This window comes from Pedobacter sp. V48 (genome assembly GCF_000523515.1).
GTDB lineage: Bacteria > Bacteroidota > Bacteroidia > Sphingobacteriales > Sphingobacteriaceae > Pedobacter.
This window is the reverse complement of sequence record NZ_AWRU01000010.1, coordinates 25,472-45,542: the sequence shown is the minus strand read 5'-3', so window position 1 is coordinate 45,542 and position 20,071 is coordinate 25,472. Positions and strand designations below refer to the sequence as shown.

Sequence of the window (20,071 nt, the reverse complement as noted above, 5' to 3'; positions counted from 1 at the left end):
TTCAAGTTTTTGTCTTAATGTGTGTTCCCATTCTTGTTATAGCATACTTAAAACAATCGTATCTCTTCTGCTTCCGTCTAAACGGATAACACTATTCCTTAAAATACCTTCCACAGTGCATCCAACACTTTTCATGGCAGCCACGCTTCTTAAGTTAGTTGTATCTGCAGCAAACTCCACCCTTTCAAATCCATTGCTAAAGGCAAAATCAAACAATAAATACTTACAATGTTTATTTAACCCTGTACCATGAAATTGTTGTCCGTACCAGGTATAACCAAGATTCAGATTATGTTGATTAGGCTTTATATCATAAAATCTAGACGATCCAGCATAAGCATTTGTTCTTTTGTCGATAATAACAAAGGGGTATTCCTTTTTAGCTTTTCTTCCTTCAAGAGCCAAAAGCAGGTATTTTCTTAAATCTTCTTCAGTATCCCCCTTTTGTGTAGCGAAGCGCCAGATATCTGGCTGATGAGCAAATTGTAGTAAACATTCTACATCACCTTCCTCTAAAGGTCGAAGGAGCGCGATTTCATCTTCTAAAATATAGTTTGCAGTAAAATCAAAGTCGATCATTTTATGCTTTTTATACGAGCTAAATATTCCCAAATGTATGAATTTGACGATTGATTTTGGTTGAATATTTAAGTCACACAAGGGTAATAGAATCATTTTCAATACGTTAAACCAAATATATTTTTAGTATGTTTGAAATATCTAAAGGACTGTATTTGAAAAAACACTAACAAATTAGCGCATTATTTAATATTAACACGAGAGTTAAAGTTTATGACGAAATGCATTTTGGGGGGAGTATCGATGTTAGCGCTCAGCCTTTCTTTATCAATTTTTAATGGGACACATAGGGAACCATCAGCGCCGGCAATTGTTGAAAAAATAACTGAAGACAGTTTATACGACAATCATGTAAACAATATTTATAATGAAATAAACCTCGAATACACAGGTTTGAGTCGTTCTGTGTTTGAAAAAGCACTTACTGGTTTCTATAATCTAAAAAAATCCGGACAAGTTTCAGAGGATAAGTCTATCCTTTCAATAGCTGATTTTGATAAAAACAGTACTGAAAAAAGACTTTGGATCATTGATCTTAATAAAAAGAAATTGATTCTAAATACCTGGGTAGCTCATGGACAACGCAGCGGAGCTGATAAAGCAACTCGCTTTTCAAACTCAAATGATTCTTTTCAAAGCAGTATAGGCTTTTATCTTACTGCCGAGATCTATCGTGGACAACATGGTCGTTCACTACGTCTGGATGGCATGGATGAAGGTTTCAACTCTAATGCCCGCAGGAGATCTATTGTAGTACATGGAGCAGATTATGTTAGCCAGGGAACAATAAATGCTTTAGGAAGACTTGGACGCAGTCAGGGCTGCCCTGCAGTACCTAGTGAGCTTTCGGATTTGGTGATCAATACTATTGAAGGAAAAACAGTATTATTTATAAATGTTACTGATCAGAGGTATACATCAAGATATCTTGATCAGCATATGGCAGCTGCCTTTGCCAACAATTTTGATCAGCAAGATTCAACCATCTATCAGGATTCTACACTGAATATTTAGGGAATACCATCATAGCTTTAAACTAAAACACCCGTCATCCCGAGTACTGAGGGGCCTCTTGTTCCTGCTAGTTCAAGAGACCTCCTTTGTCGTCGAGATGACGGGTGTCATATAATAATTACGATAGTCTTATAATCCACCACCAAGCGAACGATACAGCTCAACAGAAGCATTCAATTGTGCAGTTTTTATAGCTGCCAATTCAAGTTCACTTTGCAACGAGTTACTCTGAGCAGTGATTACCTCTAAATAGGTGGCCATTCCATTTTTAAATAACAGGTTGGCATTTTTTACTGCTCCCTGTAAAGTAGTTACTCTTTTAGAAGAAATATCATATTGAAGTTTTAACTTCTCTAGTTTAACCAATTCATCAGACACTTCGCCTACAGCATTCAGTACAGATTGTCTAAATTCAAGAACTACTTTTTCACGATCTATTTTAGCAAGCTCATATTGGCTTTTCAATTGCCTGCGTTGAAATATAGGCTGAGTAAGTCCACCCCCTACTACACCAAATAATGATGCAGGAATATTAAACCAGTTACTGGCTTTAAATGAGTTAAGACCTCCACTTGCAGTGATGCTTAACGATGGATACATACTTGCCTTAGTAATCCCAACCTTTGCATTAGCAATGTTTAAAGACAATTCGGCGCTTTTCACATCCGGTCTTCTGCTAACCATTGAAGAAGGAACACCTGCCGATAGCTGCACAGGGATATTGGTCTTTTCCAAACTAGCCAAACGCTCAACAGCGCCAGGTAGCTGACCGGTCAAAATGCGCAATGCATTTTCCTGAATGGTAATATTTTGTTCCAGTTCCGGAATCAACTGTGCAGCTACCAATTGCTGAGCTTCTGCCTGCTGTATAGCTAAAGAAGTTACTTGCCCGGCGTCAAACTGCATATGTATAATGCGTAAGGTGCTGTCGTTTAATAAGAGATTCTTTTTAGCCACAGCCATTTGAGCATCCATCATTAATAACCTGTAATAACCTTGAGCAACGTTAGCCACTACCCTTGTTTGGATAGCTTTCCTTGCTTCCGATGTTTGAAGATATGTTGCAAGAGCTGCCTGTTTCTGGCTTTTTATTTTACCCCAGATATCGGCTTCCCACGCCAAACCAACGTTTGCATTATAATCTTGAATAACTTTGGTTTTCAAAAACTGACCGGCACTTAATCCATTCAAACTATTATTAGACGGACGATTAGCATTAGCAGTAACCTGTAGCGTTAGCTCCGGGATGTTACCAAGCTTTGATTGTTTAAACAGCACCTCTGCCGATTCAATATTTTTCAAAGCGATCTGCATATCGTAATTCCTCAATAGCGCAGTGTCTATCAGTCGTTGTACCCCTTCTTCTGTAAAGAAATTCTTTACAGAAATATTTCCAATACTAGTGGTATCGGTAGTATTGGCATTCCTGAATGTTTCAGGAATTGCAGCTTTCGGTATGGCCACATCTTTAGAGACTTTACATCCGGCCAACACTATTAAAACTAAGAGCGGGGCCAGTGTATTTATATACTTTTTCATTAGTATCTATTTTTTATGTTTTGATTTGAAGAAGGTATCCAAAAAGTAGTGTTTAGATACCTTCTTTTCTTTCATTAATTAATGGATAATACCTTAAGAATAGATGATTTCTGATTCTGGTTTTACCTTAACACCATTTGAATCCTGAGCATCAGTAAGCACAGCTGGTTTACTTGATACCTTTTCCTGCAGATGCTGAAAAATCACAAATAGAACCGGGATAAGGAACAATCCAAGAATAACTCCTGAAAGCATCCCCCCTGCAGCACCAATACTTATAGAGTGGTTACCCTGTGCAGATGGTCCTGTTGCAATACTCATTGGAAACAAACCTACAACGAAAGCTAATGAGGTCATTAGAATAGGACGTAATCTTAGTTTTGCTGCCTCTATTGCCGCACTTACCAAAGAAAGACCTGCTTTTCGACGCTGCACTGCAAACTCCACAATCAGAATGGCATTCTTGGCGAGCAAACCAATGAGCATGATCAGCGCCACCTGTACATAGATGTTGTTTTCTATACCGGTTAAACCTATTACGACAAACACACCCAACACTCCGGTAGGAATAGACAGTATTACTGCTAATGGTAAAATATAGCTTTCATACTGCGCTGCCAACAAGAAATATACGAACACTAAACAAAGTATAAATACAACTGTCGACTGTCCGTTTGATGAAATCTCTTCCCTGGTTTGTCCAGAGAACTCAAATCCATATCCGGCAGGTAATTGCTCTTTAGCTACTTCCTGTATTGCATTGATCGCATCACCAGAACTAAATCCTGGTTTAGGGATGGCGTTAACCTGAATAGAGTTAAACAAATTATAACGTGATGCAGTTTCTGAGCCATAAACACGGGTTAATTTAACCAACGTTTTTATTGGCACCATTTCTCCTGTTTTGTTTTTAACAAAAACTCTGTCTATCGCAGTCGGGTCTGCCCTATCAGCAATATCGGCCTGAACCAGAACACGGTAATATTTACCGAAGCGATTAAAATCTGATGCCTGAGCACTACCGAAATAAGCTTGCATGGTTTGCAAAATATCACGAACATTCACACCCAGCTGATTTGCTTTCTCGTCGTTTACTTCAAGCTGTAATTGAGGATAATCTGCTTTAAAAGTGGTAAATGCAACGGCAATTTCTTTACGTTTCATTAACTCACCAATAAAACCGTTGGCTATACCACTGAATTTATCAAGCTTACCACCTGTTTTATCTTGCAGTACAAGATCCAATGCCTCCACGTTACTAAATCCAGGAACGGTAGGGAAACTAAACACGAAGAAACTACCGCCACTAATGGCACCTAATTTACCTCTTATCAAGTTCATAATTTCATTAATGTCTTGTACCTTACCTCTTTCTTTAGTTGGCTTTAACAACACAAACACAACTGCCGAAGATGGACTTGTTGATGAAGTAAGCAAGTTAAAACCTGTAATAGAGGTAACAAATCTTGAGGCATCTAAAGCACCCAATTCAGCCTCAGCCTGTTTCATTACTTTAGAAGTACCATCTAACGAAGTTCCAGAAGGAGTATTTACGGCAATAGCCACAAACCCCTGATCTTCTGTTGGAATAAACCCTGTTGGGGTTCTTTGTACCATCCATACAGTCGCCAAAATAATAATTGTCAAACCAATAATACTAACTGCTTTATTTTTGATCAGGAATTTCAAACCGCCAACATACCTGTCTGTCATAGCATTAAAGCTTCTGTTAAATCCGGCAAAGAATTTTTCTTTAAATCCTTTTTTAGGCTCATCAGGATGGTCTGCATGATTGTCTTTCAAGAACAAGGCAGCCAATGCCGGACTCAATGTTAAAGCGTTAATAGCTGATATGATAATCGCGGTAGCCATTGTAAAGGCAAATTGTCTGTAAAATACTCCGGTTGAACCTTCAAGGAAACCTACGGGTAAAAACACAGCCGACATCACCAGCGTAATTGATATAATGGCACCACTAATTTCGTGCATCGCTTCGGCTGTGGCTTGTTTAGCGCCGATGCGCTTGTGTTCCATCTTGGCGTGAACAGCCTCGACGACCACAATGGCATCATCCACCACAATACCAATAGCCAATACAAGAGCGAACAGTGTTAGTAAGTTAATGGAGAACCCAAACAGCTGCATAAAGAAGAAAGTACCCAAAATAGCTACGGGAACCGCAATAGCAGGAATTAACGTTGATCTAAAGTCCTGAAGGAAGATAAACACAACGATAAATACCAAAATGAATGCCTCAATAAGTGTATGCTGTACCTGTTCAATTGATTGATCCAGTGCTACTTTTGTGCTGTAAAAAATATTGTGTTTAACACCTTTTGGAAAATCTTTAGCAGCTTTTTCCATTAACTTGTTTATCTGAATCTGAATCTCGTTAGCATTTGAACCTGCTAACTGGATAATACCCAGAACAACTCCTTTTTTACCGTTTAAGCGGGTTAAACTGTTGTATGAATATGCCCCAAACTCTACTCTACCTACATCTTTTAAGCGAAGGGTAGAACCATCTTCATTTGCGCGGATAGCAATGTTTTCATATTCTTCAGGTTTTGTAAGCTTGCCTTTATATTTAATAACATACTCAAAAACCTCATTACTTCTTTCACCAAAACGACCTGGTGCTGCTTCCAAACTTTTATCTTGTATTGCAGCCATTACCTCATTAGGGGTAATATGGTAAGTGGCCATTTGAGTAGGATTTAGCCAGATACGCATAGAGTAATCTTTTACCCCGCCAAATATACTTGCCGAACCAACACCTGGAATCCTTTTGATCTCAGGTATAATATTGATTTGTGCGTAGTTGGCCACGAATGTTTGATCGTATTTAGATTCATCTTCGGTATACATACCAATAGCCATAATAAAGCTATTTTGTTGTTTGGCAGTAATGATACCTTGCTGCACAACCTCAGTTGGCAGCTGACTGGTTGCCTGCGCCACACGATTTTGTACGTTTACGGCAGCCTGATCCGGATTTGTTCCAAGCTTAAAGTAAACAGTGATAGCCAATGTACCATCATTACTAGCTGTTGAGCTCATGTAGCTCATATTTTCGACACCGTTGATAGACTCTTCAAGCGATGGGGCAACTGAACGCAATACAGTTTCGGCATTGGCGCCAGGGTAGTTAGCAGTTACCAGTACTGATGGTGGCGCAATGTCTGGAAACTGCTGTAACGGCAATTTGGTAAGGCTTAGCACACCCAGTATCACCAATAATATGGAGATTACTGTAGCTAATACGGGCCTTTGTATAAAAATTTTGAACATGACAGTTAATGTTTAATTGGGTAATTAGTTTTTAGCAACTTTATCTGTTGCTTTTTGTGGTGCAATCACTACACCTTCCTGTAAGCGGTCTAGTCCGCTTAAAACAATCTGATCGCCGGCCTTAACTCCGTCTTTTACCAGATAGTTAGTACCTGTTTTACCGATTACACTGATAGCTTGTTTTTTAACCTTATTGCTATCAGCAAGTGCAAATACAAAGATTTTATCCTGCACCTCTATAGTTGCCGATTGAGGAACTACAAGGGTATTAGTATGCTGCAGGCTCAGGCGAATTCTACCTGTATTTCCTGATCTTAATAAGCCCTGAGGGTTAGCAAACTTTGCTCTAACAGTAATTGCTCCGGTGTTTTTATCAAACTGGCCGTCAATCACGTCAACTCTTCCTTTTGTACCATATTCGCTATCATCAGCTAAAATTAATGCTACTGCGGGAAGTTGTTTAAGTTTATCATTTAAAGTCTGACCAGGATATTGATCTTTGAAATTTACAAAGTCTTTTTCGCCAAGAGCGAAATAAACGTGTACATCATGCACATCCGACAATTGAGTTAAGGCATCTACATCTGTAGGACCAACAAGACTTCCTTGTTTTTTAACTAATCGGCCAATATAACCACTAACAGGTGCCTTAATTAAGGTATATCCTAAGTTTATTGAAGCAGTCGAAACATTTGCTTTTGCTTGTTCAATGTTCGCTTTTGCAACAAGTGCGGTAGCCTTAGCAGATTTCAATTGAAAATCGGAGATTACTTTGTTTTGTACTAACGGTGTTAAACGCTCAACTTCCAATTGGGCATTTATTAAACTTGCTTCAGCTGAATGCTGAGCTGCAAGGGCATTGTTTAATGAGGCTCTGTATGGCTGTTCGTTTATTTTAAAGATAGGCTGACCAGCTTTTACAAAAGCACCTTCGTCAACATATACTTTTTCTAAGGTACCACTAACCTGTGGTCTAACTTCAACATTAACAGAACCTTCGATAGATGCAGGGTACTCTTGGTAAGTTGTTTCTGTGCCAGAAACAACACTGGCAACAGGTAAAGCAGGCGGTGCAGGTGCTACTGCCTGCGGGGCTTTATTGGAACAAGCCAATAAAAACATAGCGGAAAATATAAGTATTGATTTCATAACGTAAGATTGTTTAACAGTGTTAAATAATTGTGAATTAGGGAGGTAGTATTTCATAACATGATAGATTAAAAGGTTTGGCGTATAACGGGTGTAAGTCGTTTAACAGCGTTAAGTAATTGTTAAAAAATTCTGGCTTTTTAGCCTTTGAGTTTATTGGTAATGGGTATTATTCGTTTATATATTTTATGATTCCTCTGATGGCATCCTTTAGAATACGCTGATTCATCTCTGCATCACGGCCCTTGTTTACAAGGTTAATAGAAATTAAACCGTGAATAATAGACCAGAAAGTATAGAACTTTCTGCAAACAAAATCCTCAGACGGATTCTTTAATGTGATTACCTTTTCTATTACATCATAGATCAGATCATCAGAAAGTTCTGCCTCCGGCATCTTTTTCTTCAGCTCACAACAGTTCATATCTACACCATACATCAGCTGGTAAAGCTCTTTATACTTGAATGCAAAATTCCAGTACGCAACCCACATTCCCTCTAACTGACTCTCCGGTGTATCGTGTTTATCTCTTGCTGTTCTAACCTCTCCTGCCAAGATAATGTACCCTTTACGGGTCAGTTCAAGTAATATTCCTTCTTTATTAGCAAAGTATTCATAAATAATTGGGGCAGTGTACTCAATCTTATCTGCAATCTTTCTCATACTTAAAGCCTGCCATCCCTCATCCTTCACTATGTCTAAGGCAGCATCAAGGATATTGAGTCGTGTCTCCTCTTTTAGTCTTGCTATGCGCTCTTTACTTCCCATCGTATTATTTATATTGGCGTGTAAATAATTTAACACCGTTAAGCAAATGTATAAACAGTTATTATTATAAGTGTAATCCATTTGTCAAATACGAATTAAGGGCTTAAAAAAAATAAAAAAAAGTATCTTTACCTTATTGAATGATAATAATTGCAAATTCGCCTTTGCACCAAATAGAGATCAGCATGAACAATAGCGTTACCTTAAAAGACATTGCAAAAGCGCTCAATTTATCTATTTCTACAATATCTAAGTCATTAAACGACAGTTATGAGATTAGTATAGATACCAAACAAAAGGTAATGGAATATGCTCAAAAGCATCACTATTCGCCAAATCGTTTAGCTAAAGGACTTAAGGAAGGAAAAAGCAGATCTATTGGCGTAGTAGTATGTTCATTGGATAACAATGTAATTGCACAGATGCTGGATGGTATCGATACCGTTAGTTCAGATAATTCTTACCAGATCATTATCATGCAGAGTAAAGAATCTGAAAAGCAAGAAGCTGCATGTATTGAATTACTATACTCCGGAGGGGTCGATGGTATATTAATCTCCCCTGCTTGCGAAACCGTTGATTTTAGTTACTTACGCTCTTTACAGGAAGCTGGTTTACCTATTGTTCTTTTTGATAGGCTTAGCGATCAGATAAATACACATAAAGTTGGGGCCGACAATTTTCAGGGTGCCTATGATGCTACAATGCACCTCATAAAGAGTGGGTACAAAAATATCGCCCATCTAAATACCAATACCACCCTAAGTATAGCTACCGAACGCTTAAATGGCTATAAACAAGCATTAAAAGATAGTGGCATTGCCTACCGATCAGAATTACTAAGGTCTTGCGATTATTCCGATACTCAAAAGCTGAATTCAGATCTTGAAGAGGCGATACTATATTTCATGAACTTAACTGATAAGCCAGATGCTATTTTTACCGCTACAGATCAGATCAGCACCAGATGCCTTACCCTGCTCAACAAACTAGGTTATCACATTCCTAATGATATCGCTTTAATTGGATTTACCAACACAGATCTTGCCGAAGCACTAAGCCCGGCTTTAAGCACAGTACATCAGCCTGCTTTTGAAATGGGACAATTAGCTGCAAAAAAACTAATCTCCCTAATAGAAAGAAAAGATCAGCATCCTGAGTACGAAACCGTAATGCTCGAAACCTATATTAAAGCAAGAGCATCCACTCAAAGCAATCATTAAAATTCACGAAATCGTTTGCGTTTTTATATATTAACCACCCTGATATTTTTAACTGGCTAACCTGTATAATTGTATATTGAATAACTAAAACTATGCAGAATAAAGAAAACATATTGGTATTTGGCGAACTGCTTTTAAGGTTCAGTTCCACAGAAGATCAATTTATTTCTAAAAATCATACCGTTGCTTTATTTCCCGGAGGCTCCGAAGCAAATGTTTCAGCATCCTTAGGTCAATGGAAATTACCGGTCTCTTATTTAACTTGTGCGCCCGACAATGCACTAACATCAAATGSKWWGMRMKWCSTKTMGGRANWAGNGKGTWGATACTTCTAAAACCATACTGGAAGGTAACAGACTGGGCCTGTACTTTTTACTATCAGCTAATGGACTAACCAGTGGTCAGGTAGTGTACGACAGAAAGTTCTCTTCATTCAGCTCAATTAAACCCGGGGTGATAGATTGGGAAAAGGTATTAGATGGATACACCTGGTTTCACTGGACTGCCCTTACTCCTGCTTTAAACGAAAATACAGCAGCTGTATGTAAAGAAGTCCTGGCAGCGGCAAGGAAAAAAGGCATAACCATTTCGGTCGATTTAAATTATAGAAACAGACTTTGGGATTATGGCAAACAACCTATAGAGGTAATGCCAGAACTGATTCAGTATTGCGATGTAATAATGGGTAACATTTGGGCGGCCAATAAAATGCTGGGAACAAGTGTTAGCGACGATCTAAATCGCCAAACCACAGCCCAGGAATACTTTAGTCACTCAGAAGCATCAGCTAAAGAAATTTTCAAACTATTCCCTCAGTGCAAACACATCGCCAATACCTTCCGTTTTATGGATAATCCAAAACATAACCTATTTTACGGAACCTATCATACGCTAGAAAGCAATTACATCTCTCCAATTCGCGAAACTAATGACGTTGTAGATAGAATTGGAAGCGGAGATGCTTTTATGGCAGGGCTAATATATGGCCTAACCAACAATGAAGGTGGACAGGAAATCATCAACAAGGCAACAAACGCTGGTTATCAAAAGCTCTTTGTTAAAGGAGATTTTGGTGATGGAACTCTTTAAAAAACATTAAAAATGAATGCAATAACCAATACATTAGAAATTATCGGCAAGTACCCTGTTATCCCGGTTTATTATCATGAAGATAAAGATACCTGCATAAATGTGCTTAAAGCTAGCTACGCCGGTGGCATCAGGGTTTTTGAGTTTACCAACAGAGGTGAACATGCTCCAGAAAATTTCAAAGCCATGCTGGAATATAGAAATGCTCATTTTCCGGATCTTAAATTAGGTATAGGCACCATAAAAACCGTAGCTCAGGCCGATCAATACATTAGCATCGGTGCAGATTTCATAGTTAGTCCAATTGTTAAACAGGATATAGCTAAACTGGCGTTTACAAATGGGCTGCTTTGGGTGCCTGGTTGTATGACACCTACAGAAATTAACTTTGCCGAAGAACTTGGCGCTTCGTTAGTTAAACTTTTTCCGGGCGACACGCTTGGACCAGGTTTTTTAAAGGCTATTAAACCATTGTTTCCAGCCTTAAAATTTATGCCAACCGGGGGTGTTGATGTAAATAAGGAAAATATCGATAGTTGGTTAAATGCGGGGGTTGCTGCTTTAGGATTTGGTTCCAAGCTATTTCAAGCTCCTCAGGATGCAACAGATTTTAGTTGGTTAACCGAACGGTGCGTTGCATTACTAAAACTTGTAAACAAAGGATAGCAATATCCTTGTTTACAAGTTTAAAGATATTATTCGTTGATTATTTCTTTTGTTCATCCTTGTCATACAGGTCAATTAGTTTACTTTGTAACCTAATTACTGCATTTTCAAGCTCGCTCACCTTTTCTTTTAACTGCTTTATCAACTGCGTTTGCTCATTAATCCCTTCCTCTCCAACATCAAGTAACTCCCTTAAAGTTAAATTGTGTACTTCAGCTATCTGATTAATTCTGCTGAAGTTCGGATCTGTGATACTTGTTTCAAGCTTTGAATACGCCGGAATAGATATCTCTAACAAGTCGGCCATCGCTTTTTGATTGACTCCCTTTTTCTGACGTAAAATTCTAAATTTCTCCCCTAATGTTTTCATAATCAATAATTTTAAAAACGCCCCCTAGTTTTAATTGAAATAAATTTAAGAATTATTAAATAAAATATTATGATATTAATATAATATTTTTATAATATTTATTCGACCAGATTTTTCGTTATTAAATTTTATAAATTAATGGAGTTAGATTTCCTCTGCTGAAATCAATGGGTACAGCATTATACGCAAAAAACACTTGCTAAAACGCTTAAAGCAAATAAAACAAACTGATAACTAAACAGATAGCTAATTATCTTTTGTTTTGTCTGAAAATAAAAGCTGCCAACATTACAGCAACTGCTAAACCAGAAAATCCGGGAAATAAAATAAATAAATACAAAAGACCACAAACTGCAGCAATTGCTACCATAAACAATACACCCTGTAGAGGAGTATCCATTTTAAATGCTGCAATTAAAGCTAAGATTAGAAAGGCTAAAGCCAGAATATTTAAAAACATATACAAAGATGAGTTTTCAATGTTAAGTTAATGTTAACAAAACTCATTTTTGAAATATTCAAAATAAAAAAAGCCCCTATAATCGCTTATAGAGGCTTCCAACACTAACTATTTATTGATTCTAACTAAAATTAATATTCATCATTTAAAGCAAAAACACGCTTTCTATGCATCCATTTGCCACTTGTAAAATCAGGGAAGTCTACAGTTTGGTTTCCAAGCTCTATAGATTGTTCACTTAAAGGCGTAATTGCGCTCCAGGCTGCTGCATCATAAACATCTAATGGAGTAGCTGTATTGCGTTTAATAGACTCAATAAAAGCATGGATTACAAAGAAATCCATACCACCATGACCTGCACCTTGCGCATCATTTCCGTATTTTTTCCAAAGTGGATGATCATACTTATCTAACCATTGATCTGCCGGATCCCATTGGTGAGGTTTACTTACACCTTCAACATAAACACCTTTGTTTACATCCATCCACAAACCTTTAGTACCCTGAACCCTAAAGCCCAATGAATATGGTCTAGGAAGGTTAGTATCGTGCTGCAGGATTAAAGTTTCACCGTTGGCACAATCAATAGTTGTGGTAACAATATCTCCTAAACGGAAATTTACTTTCGCATTCGGATGGTCAGCCCCACCCTTTTCTACAATATAATTATGCAAACCTCTCGACTTGGTAGCAAAAGAGTTTAGCTTCAAAAATCTGTTTCCACGGTTTATATCTATATAATTGGCAATTGGGCCAATACCATGAGTTGGGTATAAATCTCCATTTCTATGTACAGAGTGATTTGTTCTCCATTTTGCTTCAGAGAAACCTTTTTCATTAAACTCAACACCACCACCGTAAGGTTTTACCCCATCATTGAATTTAACCTCGCGTAGATCATGCTGATAACCGCCCTGAAGATGAAGAATCTCGCCAAACAGGCCCTGTCTAACCATATTTAATGCCGCAAGAACATCTCTTCTGTAACATACGTTTTCCAGCATCATTACATGAGCATTATTTTTTTCAGCAGCATGAACTACATCCCAATGATCCTGTAATGTTATTCCTAAAATAACCTCAGTAGCTACATATTTAATACCCGCTTCAATAGAAGTGATAATCATCTCCTTATGTAATTCCCATGGAGTAGCAATTAATACCGACTGCAGTCCTTTAGTTTCTAACATTTTCTTCCAGGCATTATCATCACCTGTAAAAATCTTAGGCATTGGTTTTCCACTCTTTGCAATCATTGCTTTAGCCGTATTAAGCATTCTTGGCTCCACATCGCAAATGGCTACTAAATCTACATCATCTCTCTTTAATAGTAAATCAAGGTGATTTTGACCACGTAAGCCCACACCAATTATTGCTATTTTAACCTTATCTGCCTTTGAACTGGCAAACAATGGATTCTCTGGCAAAATAGTAACAGCTGCTGCAGTTAGCCCCGAGTTTCTAACAAATTCTCTTCTGTTCATAATTTATTTAGTTCTTTTCTACGTTTTGGTTAGCTAATTTATTTTATCTCCCTTAACTAGCTTGGAGAATCATGACACAAGGTATATACTATATCATCAATCACTAAATCAAAAACAGAAAAAAAACACGCAAACGTTTGATATTTTGTCATTATCGGCTTTTTTAAAAGGAACCAATAAAAATTATCTGGCCGCGACTATCTAATTGAACCAGATTTCTAAAAAACACTTAATTTCTAATCATTTTAAAAAATTAAACACATTTTTATGCTTTTATCCCTTGTTTTAGCCACATGTGCCGATCACTTAACAGTGGTTATATTAAATATTTAACAGGCAAACGTTTGCGTGAATTTATGCGTATATTGGTCTAAATCAATTAATAAAACAGTTTTTTATTAAAATTGTAAGGTTATTCAAAGTTTATTATAATATTTGGCCCTAATGTCYGATNNMYYARCWACTATAAAAGAAATTGCTAAAATCCTCAAGATTTCGGTATCAACCGTATCAAGAGCATTAAACGATCATTCAAGCATTGGATTAACCACAAAAATGCGTGTTAAAAAGCTTGCTTCGGAGCTCAACTATGAGCCCAACCAGAAAGCAATCCAATTTTTACATGGAAAATCCTTTATCATTGGAGTTATTTTACCCGAACTATCAGAATCATTCTTTTCAACCGCTATAAGTGGTATAGAAGATATCGCTTACAAAAGAAACTATACCGTATTATTGGCTCAGTCGCATGACGATGCCGAAAGAGAAAAGCTTCTTGTTGAGAAAATGAAAACCCAAAGAGTTGATGGGTTGCTTGTTTCTGTTTCAAAAACCACAAGTACCTATGAGCATTTTGAGATCTTTAAAAGATTAAACATCCCAGTAGTATTTTTTGACCGTATTCCTCCTATTAAAGACATACATTACGTTGCCTCTAATTTAGAAACAGGAACATACGAAGCGGTCAACTTCTTATTGAAAAAAGGCCACCGTACCATTGGCATGATAAACGGCCCTAACACACTGGTAGCCAGTCACGAACGAAAAGAAGGCTACATCAAAGCAATGCTATCAAATCGTTTAAAATTTGATCCAACACTAATCATAAACTCAGATCTAACAGAAGCAGGAACAATTGAAGTGATGGACAACATGCTCAATCACCGCAGAAAACCTACTGCCATCGTAACATTTAATGACTACGTGGCACTCTTTGCCATCAGATACACCCGTTCGCTTAACTTAAACGGAATCGATTTTGTTAGTTATGCAAACCTGCCTATCATCAACTACATGGACTATACCCCTATAGCCTCTGTTGAGCAATTCCCATACAAACAAGGGAAAAAAGCAGCCGACATTCTTATCGACCTTATAAACAAGCCTAAAAACGAGTCAGGAGCAGATCAAGCCTACTTTAATGTCGTTGTAGAGTCAGTTCTTGTGGTAAATGACCCTAAGTAATTTTGCGCAACCGTTTGCACACCAGTTTAATAAACTGAATTAGTTAGGTTTGGGTAAACAATCAAAAATTCTATTAAACGCATGTTCGAAAATATTTTACCATTGTATGGGCTCAACTCTGATAAAGCTACAGTAAAACTATTTGGCGATGGGTTAATTAACCATACTTGGAAAGTAACTACAGATACCCAAAACTATATATTACAAAAAGTAAATAACGAGGTATTTAAAATGCCTAAAGATATTGACAGGAATATCTCATTGATTAAACAATATTTAGATGTCGAATATCCTAACTATTTGTTTGTTTCGCCTGTAAGCGATCTAAATGGGCATTCGCTTTTAGATACTGCTAATGGTTATTTTAGATTGTTTCCTTTCATTGAGGGTTCAACCTCGCTTAATTCGTTAACCAATAAGGAAGAGGCATACGAAGCGGCAAAACAATTTGGCAAGTTCTCCAGAATCCTTGCCGGGTTTGACGCTACGCAATTAGGAATTACCATCCCCGATTTCCATAACTTAAAATTGAGATACAGTCAGTTCCAGATCGCCTGCAAAAACGCTTCTGAAGAAAGATTGGAAAAAGCTAAAGACAGCATTACCTTTATTACAGAACACAAAGGAATTGTTGATACATATATCAATATCGTTGCTAACAATGAAATACCATTAAGGGTAATACATCATGATACCAAAATAAATAACGTATTATTCGATAAAAAGAACAACGGTTTATGTGTTATCGATCTTGACACTGTGATGCCGGGTTACTTTATCAGTGATGTTGGTGATATGATGAGGACTTATCTAGCTGAAGCCAGCGAAGAAGAGACAGATCTATCAAAAATCAGCATCAGAAAAGAATTCTATACCGCTATCTATGATGGCTATATGGAAGAAATGAAAGATGTATTAACGGAAACCGAAAAGCAGTACTTTACTTATTCAGGTAAGTTCATTATTTACATGCAGGCAATTCGCTTTTTAACCGATTACCTACAAAATGACGTTTACTACGGCGCAAAATATGAAGGGCATAACTTTAACAGGGCGCTTAATCAGATTCAACTCTTAAAAGAATACATAAAACTAGAAGGAGAGCTATAAAGCTCTCCTTCTAGTTACTTAGCAAAGTTCTCTAAATTCATAGAAAATGTTACCATAAAATATCTGGTAATTTGCTTGCTACGATTCTCAATTATCATATTACCCGACACGGCCCTGAACAAATTATTTCCCTGATTCAGGAGGTCGTAAGCTCTAAGACTTACTGACGCCCTATTATTCTTAAAAAACGATTTAAAAACGTTTGCATTAATCAGAAAAGGATTATTAGCACCTGTAGAGTATCCACTGGTAAAATTCTTAGAAGCATCAATTGAGGTATTAAATGATTTACGGATTTTAAATACCAGATTCATATTAAAGCTCCAGCTTTCCAGATTTTGTGGTTTAAAATTGGCAATAGTATAGTTGTTTTCGCTATAGGAATAAGAAGCGCCTGCACTACCAGATAACGATTTCAATTCCATATTCACCCCTATATTCTGAAAGAAATTAAGTCCCTTATTGTTATTTTTTAGATTATCGGTAAAAATTACTGAGTTAGTGAGCCCTATGTTTCCCCCTATAGAAACCATATACTTACGCCTGCCAAAAGGTAAACCGACGGTATAATTACTGTTAATATTATAGTTGCCGTTCACATTCACATACCGTGTTTCCTGCTTTAAGCTATTTAAAGTATCCTTAATCAGGATAATATTGCTTGCCACCTCATTTTGTGTTGCACCGGCATTTATACCTATCTGCAATGCCCTTCCACTGGTAATTCCGAATAAGTTATAACCAACATTTGCATTATGGCTAAATGATGTTTTCAATTCCGGATTACCAATAATTACATTCTGTAAGTTCCTGGTATCGGGCACAGGCTGAAGCTGATCAAACCTGGGGGCATTACTACTTCCGCTATAATTCATATCTACCGACTGTGTCTTAGAAATAATATAGCTAAAGTTTGCAGATGGAGATGAATTGAAAGTTTTTTGATTAATCTTATCGGTTCTGCCCTCATAACTACCCATCAAAATATTTGGCTGCAATGTAAAACCAATACCATAATTAATCTTATTTGAATTATACCTATAACCTCCCCTAATGTTCTGATTGATAAACGTTGAGGTATAAACATTACTTAAGGAATCAATAAAGCTTATTTTACGATTTATATCTTTAACCCGTGTTTCTAATTCATTATTGTTAGAACTCACACTAAATGAATAAGAAAACTCTATACTTTTCCGTATAGTATCCTTCGGATTACCCAATGTCCTTGAATAGTTAAAACCCGCATTTATTGCCCTATCTCCATTTCTGGTTTCAATCAACCGGTTTAATAAAGAGTCCTTAACCTTTTCATTTGTATCCTTATCATAATAATCGATATCAGTAAGAATATCCTGATTCCCTTTACCACCACTTGCCCTGCCCGAAAAGCTAATTGATGCTCTCCCCTTCTTATCTTTACTCCCCAGGCCCAAACTCATATTTATATTTACATTTGGACTATTCTGCTTTGAAGTACTGCTGGTAAATAAATCCTGACGGATTACTCCAGTCTGCAAAGATGATGAAGTATTCTCCGAATTATCTTTTGACAAATTCGCATCTAAACTACTAGCAAAAAACTTACCTGATTCCTCACTAGTAAGCCCCATACTTAAACTATGGTTACCATTTTTAGTATTAGTCTTGTTCTCATTAATACTATTAATGGTTCCCAAACTATTGACACTTTCAATATTACTAAAATTCGTGTTTTCATAAGTGCCATTTCCCGTGTTATAGTTAGATCTTAAATAAAGTTTTTTGCCGATTTTATCAGAAAAGCTAACTGCGCCATTAGTGTTGTTATTGATTTGAGCATCATTACTTGTATTATTAAAAGAACCACCGCCACTCATTTGCTTACGTCCCTTCCAGATATTGGCAGTTCCGTTTAATATATAGCTATTACTTGTTGCAGCGCTTGTACTAACGTTTGCAAATGTCCCCTTATCTCTCCCCGGTTTAGTAACCAGATTTAATATCTTTCTGGGCTGTCCCACTTTTATCCCGGTAAAATTAGCTTCATCACCATAGTCATCAATTACCTGAACATGAGAAAATATGCTCGATGGCAACTTTTTAATAAACTCAGCAACATTACTGGTAAAAAAATCCTTGCCATTCAGCCTAAGTCGGGTAAGTTCCTTACCCATTGAGATAACCTTTCCATCGTCCTTTACCACCATACCGGGAAATTGCTTTAACAGATCTTCTACATAATCGCCTTCTCTTATCACAAACGCTTCTGTATTGTACTCAATGGTATCTTTCATTACCCTTATGGGAGTGGTTTTACCCTTAATCACTACTTCATCAAGCATATTAGACTCTGTTTTGAGTATAATATTGCCAAGGTCAACCTGCTTTTGTTTGTCAAGAAAGGTAACGATTGAAGCATATGGCTTATAGCCAATACTACGGACCAACAGGTCTGAACTCTGAGTTGAAATATTGGAAATAGAAAAACCACCCTCCTTATCGGCAATTACAGTCAACGTATCTTTTCCTGTAATTACCCTAATATAGGATCCGGGTATTCCCTGGTTGGTACTGTCTTTTACACTACCTTTAATTGTACGTTTTATTTGCGCTGTTAATTCTTGACTGGAGAGCGTACAAATAAATACAAGTAAAAGGATAATTCTCTGAGCGTTCAAATTACTTACTTATTATATCTATTCAGGCTAAATATAGTGCTTTACATCAATTATTAAACTATTGCAATTCTATTTTGATAATCGTAGCATCAGGTCCGTTCAGTTCATACTTAAGCGTTCTATTAATCTCAAACCCTTTACCAGAAAAAAGCTCTTTTACCTTATAAGTTGACTTTTTAATGCCCAACCTATCCAAAGGAACGGTAAAAACCTTCTTTTTACCATCAAAGTTTAAAATTGCCAGATACAAACTAGCCCCTATCTTTCTAACAAAAAATTCGTTAGACCGCTCCCCGGTATTTCCATTCACAGGCATAAAAGCAACWMSMRAKSTWRRWRWGSYYWWTWMWKSTWMRKKSTKYRASANNTTMWTAGCCGTTTCATTCCATATCCCTGCCGAAGAAAAATCATCGCCCAGTATCAATGTTCCGCTAATTAAGCCCGATGTTAACCTTGCTCTGTTTACACCCTCTTTCTCATTAGCAAATACAATATGATCTGCATCTACAAAATTATAAACATAAGTGTGCCACCATCCGTAATTAACACTATTTAAGGTATACTCAGTATCCTTAATAGTCTTCCAGGCATCACAGGCAATCCTTTTAATGTGAGCATACCTTCCTGTAGCCAAATTGGGAGATATAGCAGCATAAACAAGCATTTGCCCATCCATCCTGTCGATAAGATACTCCATGCCAACTTTATAAGCCTGCATCCCTGTGGTAACAGACTTATCATAGAAAACATCAGATTCAGCGGCTGCATGGCCTAAAAAGTCAATCTTGATCATTTTAAAACCACAAGCCTTTAGCTTATCAATAATATAATCGATTCTTTTCTTGGTTCCCGGATGTGTAGGGTCAAGGGCTCTGGCACCATCAAAATCATGATAATTGCCACCAACCTTAGTCCACATCTCATTAAATTTATACTTACTGCCTTCAGCTTCCCTATCGCCACCAGATTTAAAACCCCAGTCGGTAAACGGCGCCCAATACACACCAGGCTGTAAACCTTTTTGCTTGCAGTAATCAGCAAATTCTTTCAATTTGCTATAATCACCACGCATACCGCCGGTAAAATTGTCCCAAAATGAATCAAGATCTATATATGCAGTTTCATCATTTCTAAACTTTGGAAGCTCATTTGCAAAAAAATCAACGTTCTTTACCGCCTTTTCATAGGTCAATTTTTCCTGAAT

The 20,071-nt window shown here is 37.2% G+C and carries 14 protein-coding genes and 1 pseudogene; 6 read left to right on the top strand and 9 right to left on the bottom strand.

Annotation, left to right across the window (positions count from 1 at the left end):
• Nucleotides 1-36: 36 nt before the first annotated feature.
• Nucleotides 37-579, bottom strand: coding sequence for a GNAT family N-acetyltransferase (locus N824_RS11380; protein ID WP_048905282.1), 543 nt, complete (start codon nt 577-579; stop codon nt 37-39).
• 213 nt (nt 580-792) lie between these two features.
• Here N824_RS11380 and N824_RS11375 point away from each other — a divergent pair, with 213 nt between their 5' ends.
• Nucleotides 793-1,593 (top strand): murein L,D-transpeptidase catalytic domain family protein, encoded by an 801-nt coding sequence (locus tag N824_RS11375; RefSeq protein WP_048905281.1) that lies wholly within the window; start codon nt 793-795, stop codon nt 1,591-1,593.
• Between the two features lie 129 nt (nt 1,594-1,722).
• On the opposite strand, the gene N824_RS11370 is transcribed toward N824_RS11375, so the two are convergent.
• From N824_RS11370 to N824_RS11355, 4 genes are all read right to left on the bottom strand, one after another.
• Nucleotides 1,723-3,132, bottom strand: coding sequence for a TolC family protein (locus N824_RS11370; RefSeq protein ID WP_048905280.1), 1,410 nt, complete (start codon nt 3,130-3,132; stop codon nt 1,723-1,725).
• Between the two features lie 93 nt (nt 3,133-3,225).
• Nucleotides 3,226-6,423, bottom strand: a complete 3,198-nt coding sequence (locus N824_RS11365; protein WP_048905279.1) for an efflux RND transporter permease subunit — start codon at nt 6,421-6,423, stop codon at nt 3,226-3,228.
• Between the two features lie 24 nt (nt 6,424-6,447).
• Complete coding sequence (locus tag N824_RS11360) at nt 6,448-7,572, bottom strand: efflux RND transporter periplasmic adaptor subunit (RefSeq protein ID WP_084498280.1); 1,125 nt, start codon at nt 7,570-7,572, stop codon at nt 6,448-6,450.
• Nucleotides 7,573-7,741: 169 nt separating this feature from the next.
• Nucleotides 7,742-8,341: a TetR/AcrR family transcriptional regulator gene (locus tag N824_RS11355; RefSeq protein ID WP_048905277.1), complete on the bottom strand. Its 600-nt coding sequence runs from the start codon at nt 8,339-8,341 to the stop codon at nt 7,742-7,744.
• A 140-nt stretch (nt 8,342-8,481) separates the two neighbouring features.
• On the opposite strand from N824_RS11355, the gene N824_RS11350 reads away from it, so the two are divergent.
• From N824_RS11350 to N824_RS11340, 3 genes and pseudogenes are all read left to right on the top strand, one after another.
• The gene (locus N824_RS11350) at nt 8,482-9,564 is read left to right on the top strand and encodes a LacI family DNA-binding transcriptional regulator (RefSeq protein ID WP_235207082.1); all 1,083 of its coding nucleotides are present in this window, start codon (nt 8,482-8,484) and stop codon (nt 9,562-9,564) included.
• A gap of 291 nt (nt 9,565-9,855) precedes the next feature.
• Nucleotides 9,856-10,653 (top strand): annotated as a pseudogene (locus tag N824_RS11345) (PfkB family carbohydrate kinase).
• A gap of 12 nt (nt 10,654-10,665) precedes the next feature.
• The gene (locus tag N824_RS11340) at nt 10,666-11,319 is read left to right on the top strand and encodes a ketohydroxyglutarate aldolase (RefSeq protein WP_048905276.1); all 654 of its coding nucleotides are present in this window, start codon (nt 10,666-10,668) and stop codon (nt 11,317-11,319) included.
• A gap of 40 nt (nt 11,320-11,359) precedes the next feature.
• On the opposite strand, the gene N824_RS11335 is transcribed toward N824_RS11340, so the two are convergent.
• The 3 genes from N824_RS11335 to N824_RS11325 all read right to left on the bottom strand — a co-directional run bounded on the left by N824_RS11335 (nt 11,360) and on the right by N824_RS11325 (nt 13,633).
• Entirely contained in the window at nt 11,360-11,689 is a 330-nt protein-coding gene (locus tag N824_RS11335; RefSeq protein ID WP_048905275.1) for a helix-turn-helix domain-containing protein, read from the bottom strand.
• Between the two features lie 250 nt (nt 11,690-11,939).
• Nucleotides 11,940-12,149, bottom strand: coding sequence for a hypothetical protein (locus tag N824_RS11330; protein WP_048905274.1), 210 nt, complete (start codon nt 12,147-12,149; stop codon nt 11,940-11,942).
• A 131-nt stretch (nt 12,150-12,280) separates the two neighbouring features.
• On the bottom strand, nt 12,281-13,633 hold the full coding sequence (locus N824_RS11325; protein WP_048905273.1) for a Gfo/Idh/MocA family protein: 1,353 nt from the start codon (nt 13,631-13,633) through the stop codon (nt 12,281-12,283).
• Nucleotides 13,634-14,077: 444 nt separating this feature from the next.
• On the opposite strand from N824_RS11325, the gene N824_RS11320 reads away from it, so the two are divergent.
• Nucleotides 14,078-15,097, top strand: coding sequence for a LacI family DNA-binding transcriptional regulator (locus N824_RS11320; RefSeq protein WP_048905272.1), 1,020 nt, complete (start codon nt 14,078-14,080; stop codon nt 15,095-15,097).
• 81 nt (nt 15,098-15,178) lie between these two features.
• Complete coding sequence (locus N824_RS11315) at nt 15,179-16,207, top strand: phosphotransferase enzyme family protein (RefSeq protein ID WP_048905271.1); 1,029 nt, start codon at nt 15,179-15,181, stop codon at nt 16,205-16,207.
• A gap of 14 nt (nt 16,208-16,221) precedes the next feature.
• Here the strand turns inward: N824_RS11315 and N824_RS11310 are convergent, their stop codons facing one another.
• Entirely contained in the window at nt 16,222-18,867 is a 2,646-nt protein-coding gene (locus N824_RS11310) for an outer membrane beta-barrel protein (RefSeq protein WP_048905270.1), read from the bottom strand.
• Nucleotides 18,868-20,071 lie beyond the last annotated feature (1,204 nt).

What these genes read in the sequence shown, in the direction of transcription:
- N824_RS11380 (WP_048905282.1), bottom strand. Translation starts at nt 579, where the DNA reads ATGATCGACTTTGATTTTACTGCAAACTATATTTTAGAAGATGAAATC.
- N824_RS11375 (WP_048905281.1), top strand. Translation starts at nt 793, where the DNA reads ATGACGAAATGCATTTTGGGGGGAGTATCGATGTTAGCGCTCAGCCTT.
- N824_RS11370 (WP_048905280.1), bottom strand. Translation starts at nt 3,132, where the DNA reads ATGAAAAAGTATATAAATACACTGGCCCCGCTCTTAGTTTTAATAGTG.
- N824_RS11365 (WP_048905279.1), bottom strand. Translation starts at nt 6,423, where the DNA reads ATGTTCAAAATTTTTATACAAAGGCCCGTATTAGCTACAGTAATCTCC.
- N824_RS11360 (WP_084498280.1), bottom strand. Translation starts at nt 7,572, where the DNA reads ATGAAATCAATACTTATATTTTCCGCTATGTTTTTATTGGCTTGTTCC.
- N824_RS11355 (WP_048905277.1), bottom strand. Translation starts at nt 8,341, where the DNA reads ATGGGAAGTAAAGAGCGCATAGCAAGACTAAAAGAGGAGACACGACTC.
- N824_RS11350 (WP_235207082.1), top strand. Translation starts at nt 8,482, where the DNA reads ATGATAATAATTGCAAATTCGCCTTTGCACCAAATAGAGATCAGCATG.
- N824_RS11340 (WP_048905276.1), top strand. Translation starts at nt 10,666, where the DNA reads ATGAATGCAATAACCAATACATTAGAAATTATCGGCAAGTACCCTGTT.
- N824_RS11335 (WP_048905275.1), bottom strand. Translation starts at nt 11,689, where the DNA reads ATGAAAACATTAGGGGAGAAATTTAGAATTTTACGTCAGAAAAAGGGA.
- N824_RS11330 (WP_048905274.1), bottom strand. Translation starts at nt 12,149, where the DNA reads ATGTTTTTAAATATTCTGGCTTTAGCCTTTCTAATCTTAGCTTTAATT.
- N824_RS11325 (WP_048905273.1), bottom strand. Translation starts at nt 13,633, where the DNA reads ATGAACAGAAGAGAATTTGTTAGAAACTCGGGGCTAACTGCAGCAGCT.
- N824_RS11315 (WP_048905271.1), top strand. Translation starts at nt 15,179, where the DNA reads ATGTTCGAAAATATTTTACCATTGTATGGGCTCAACTCTGATAAAGCT.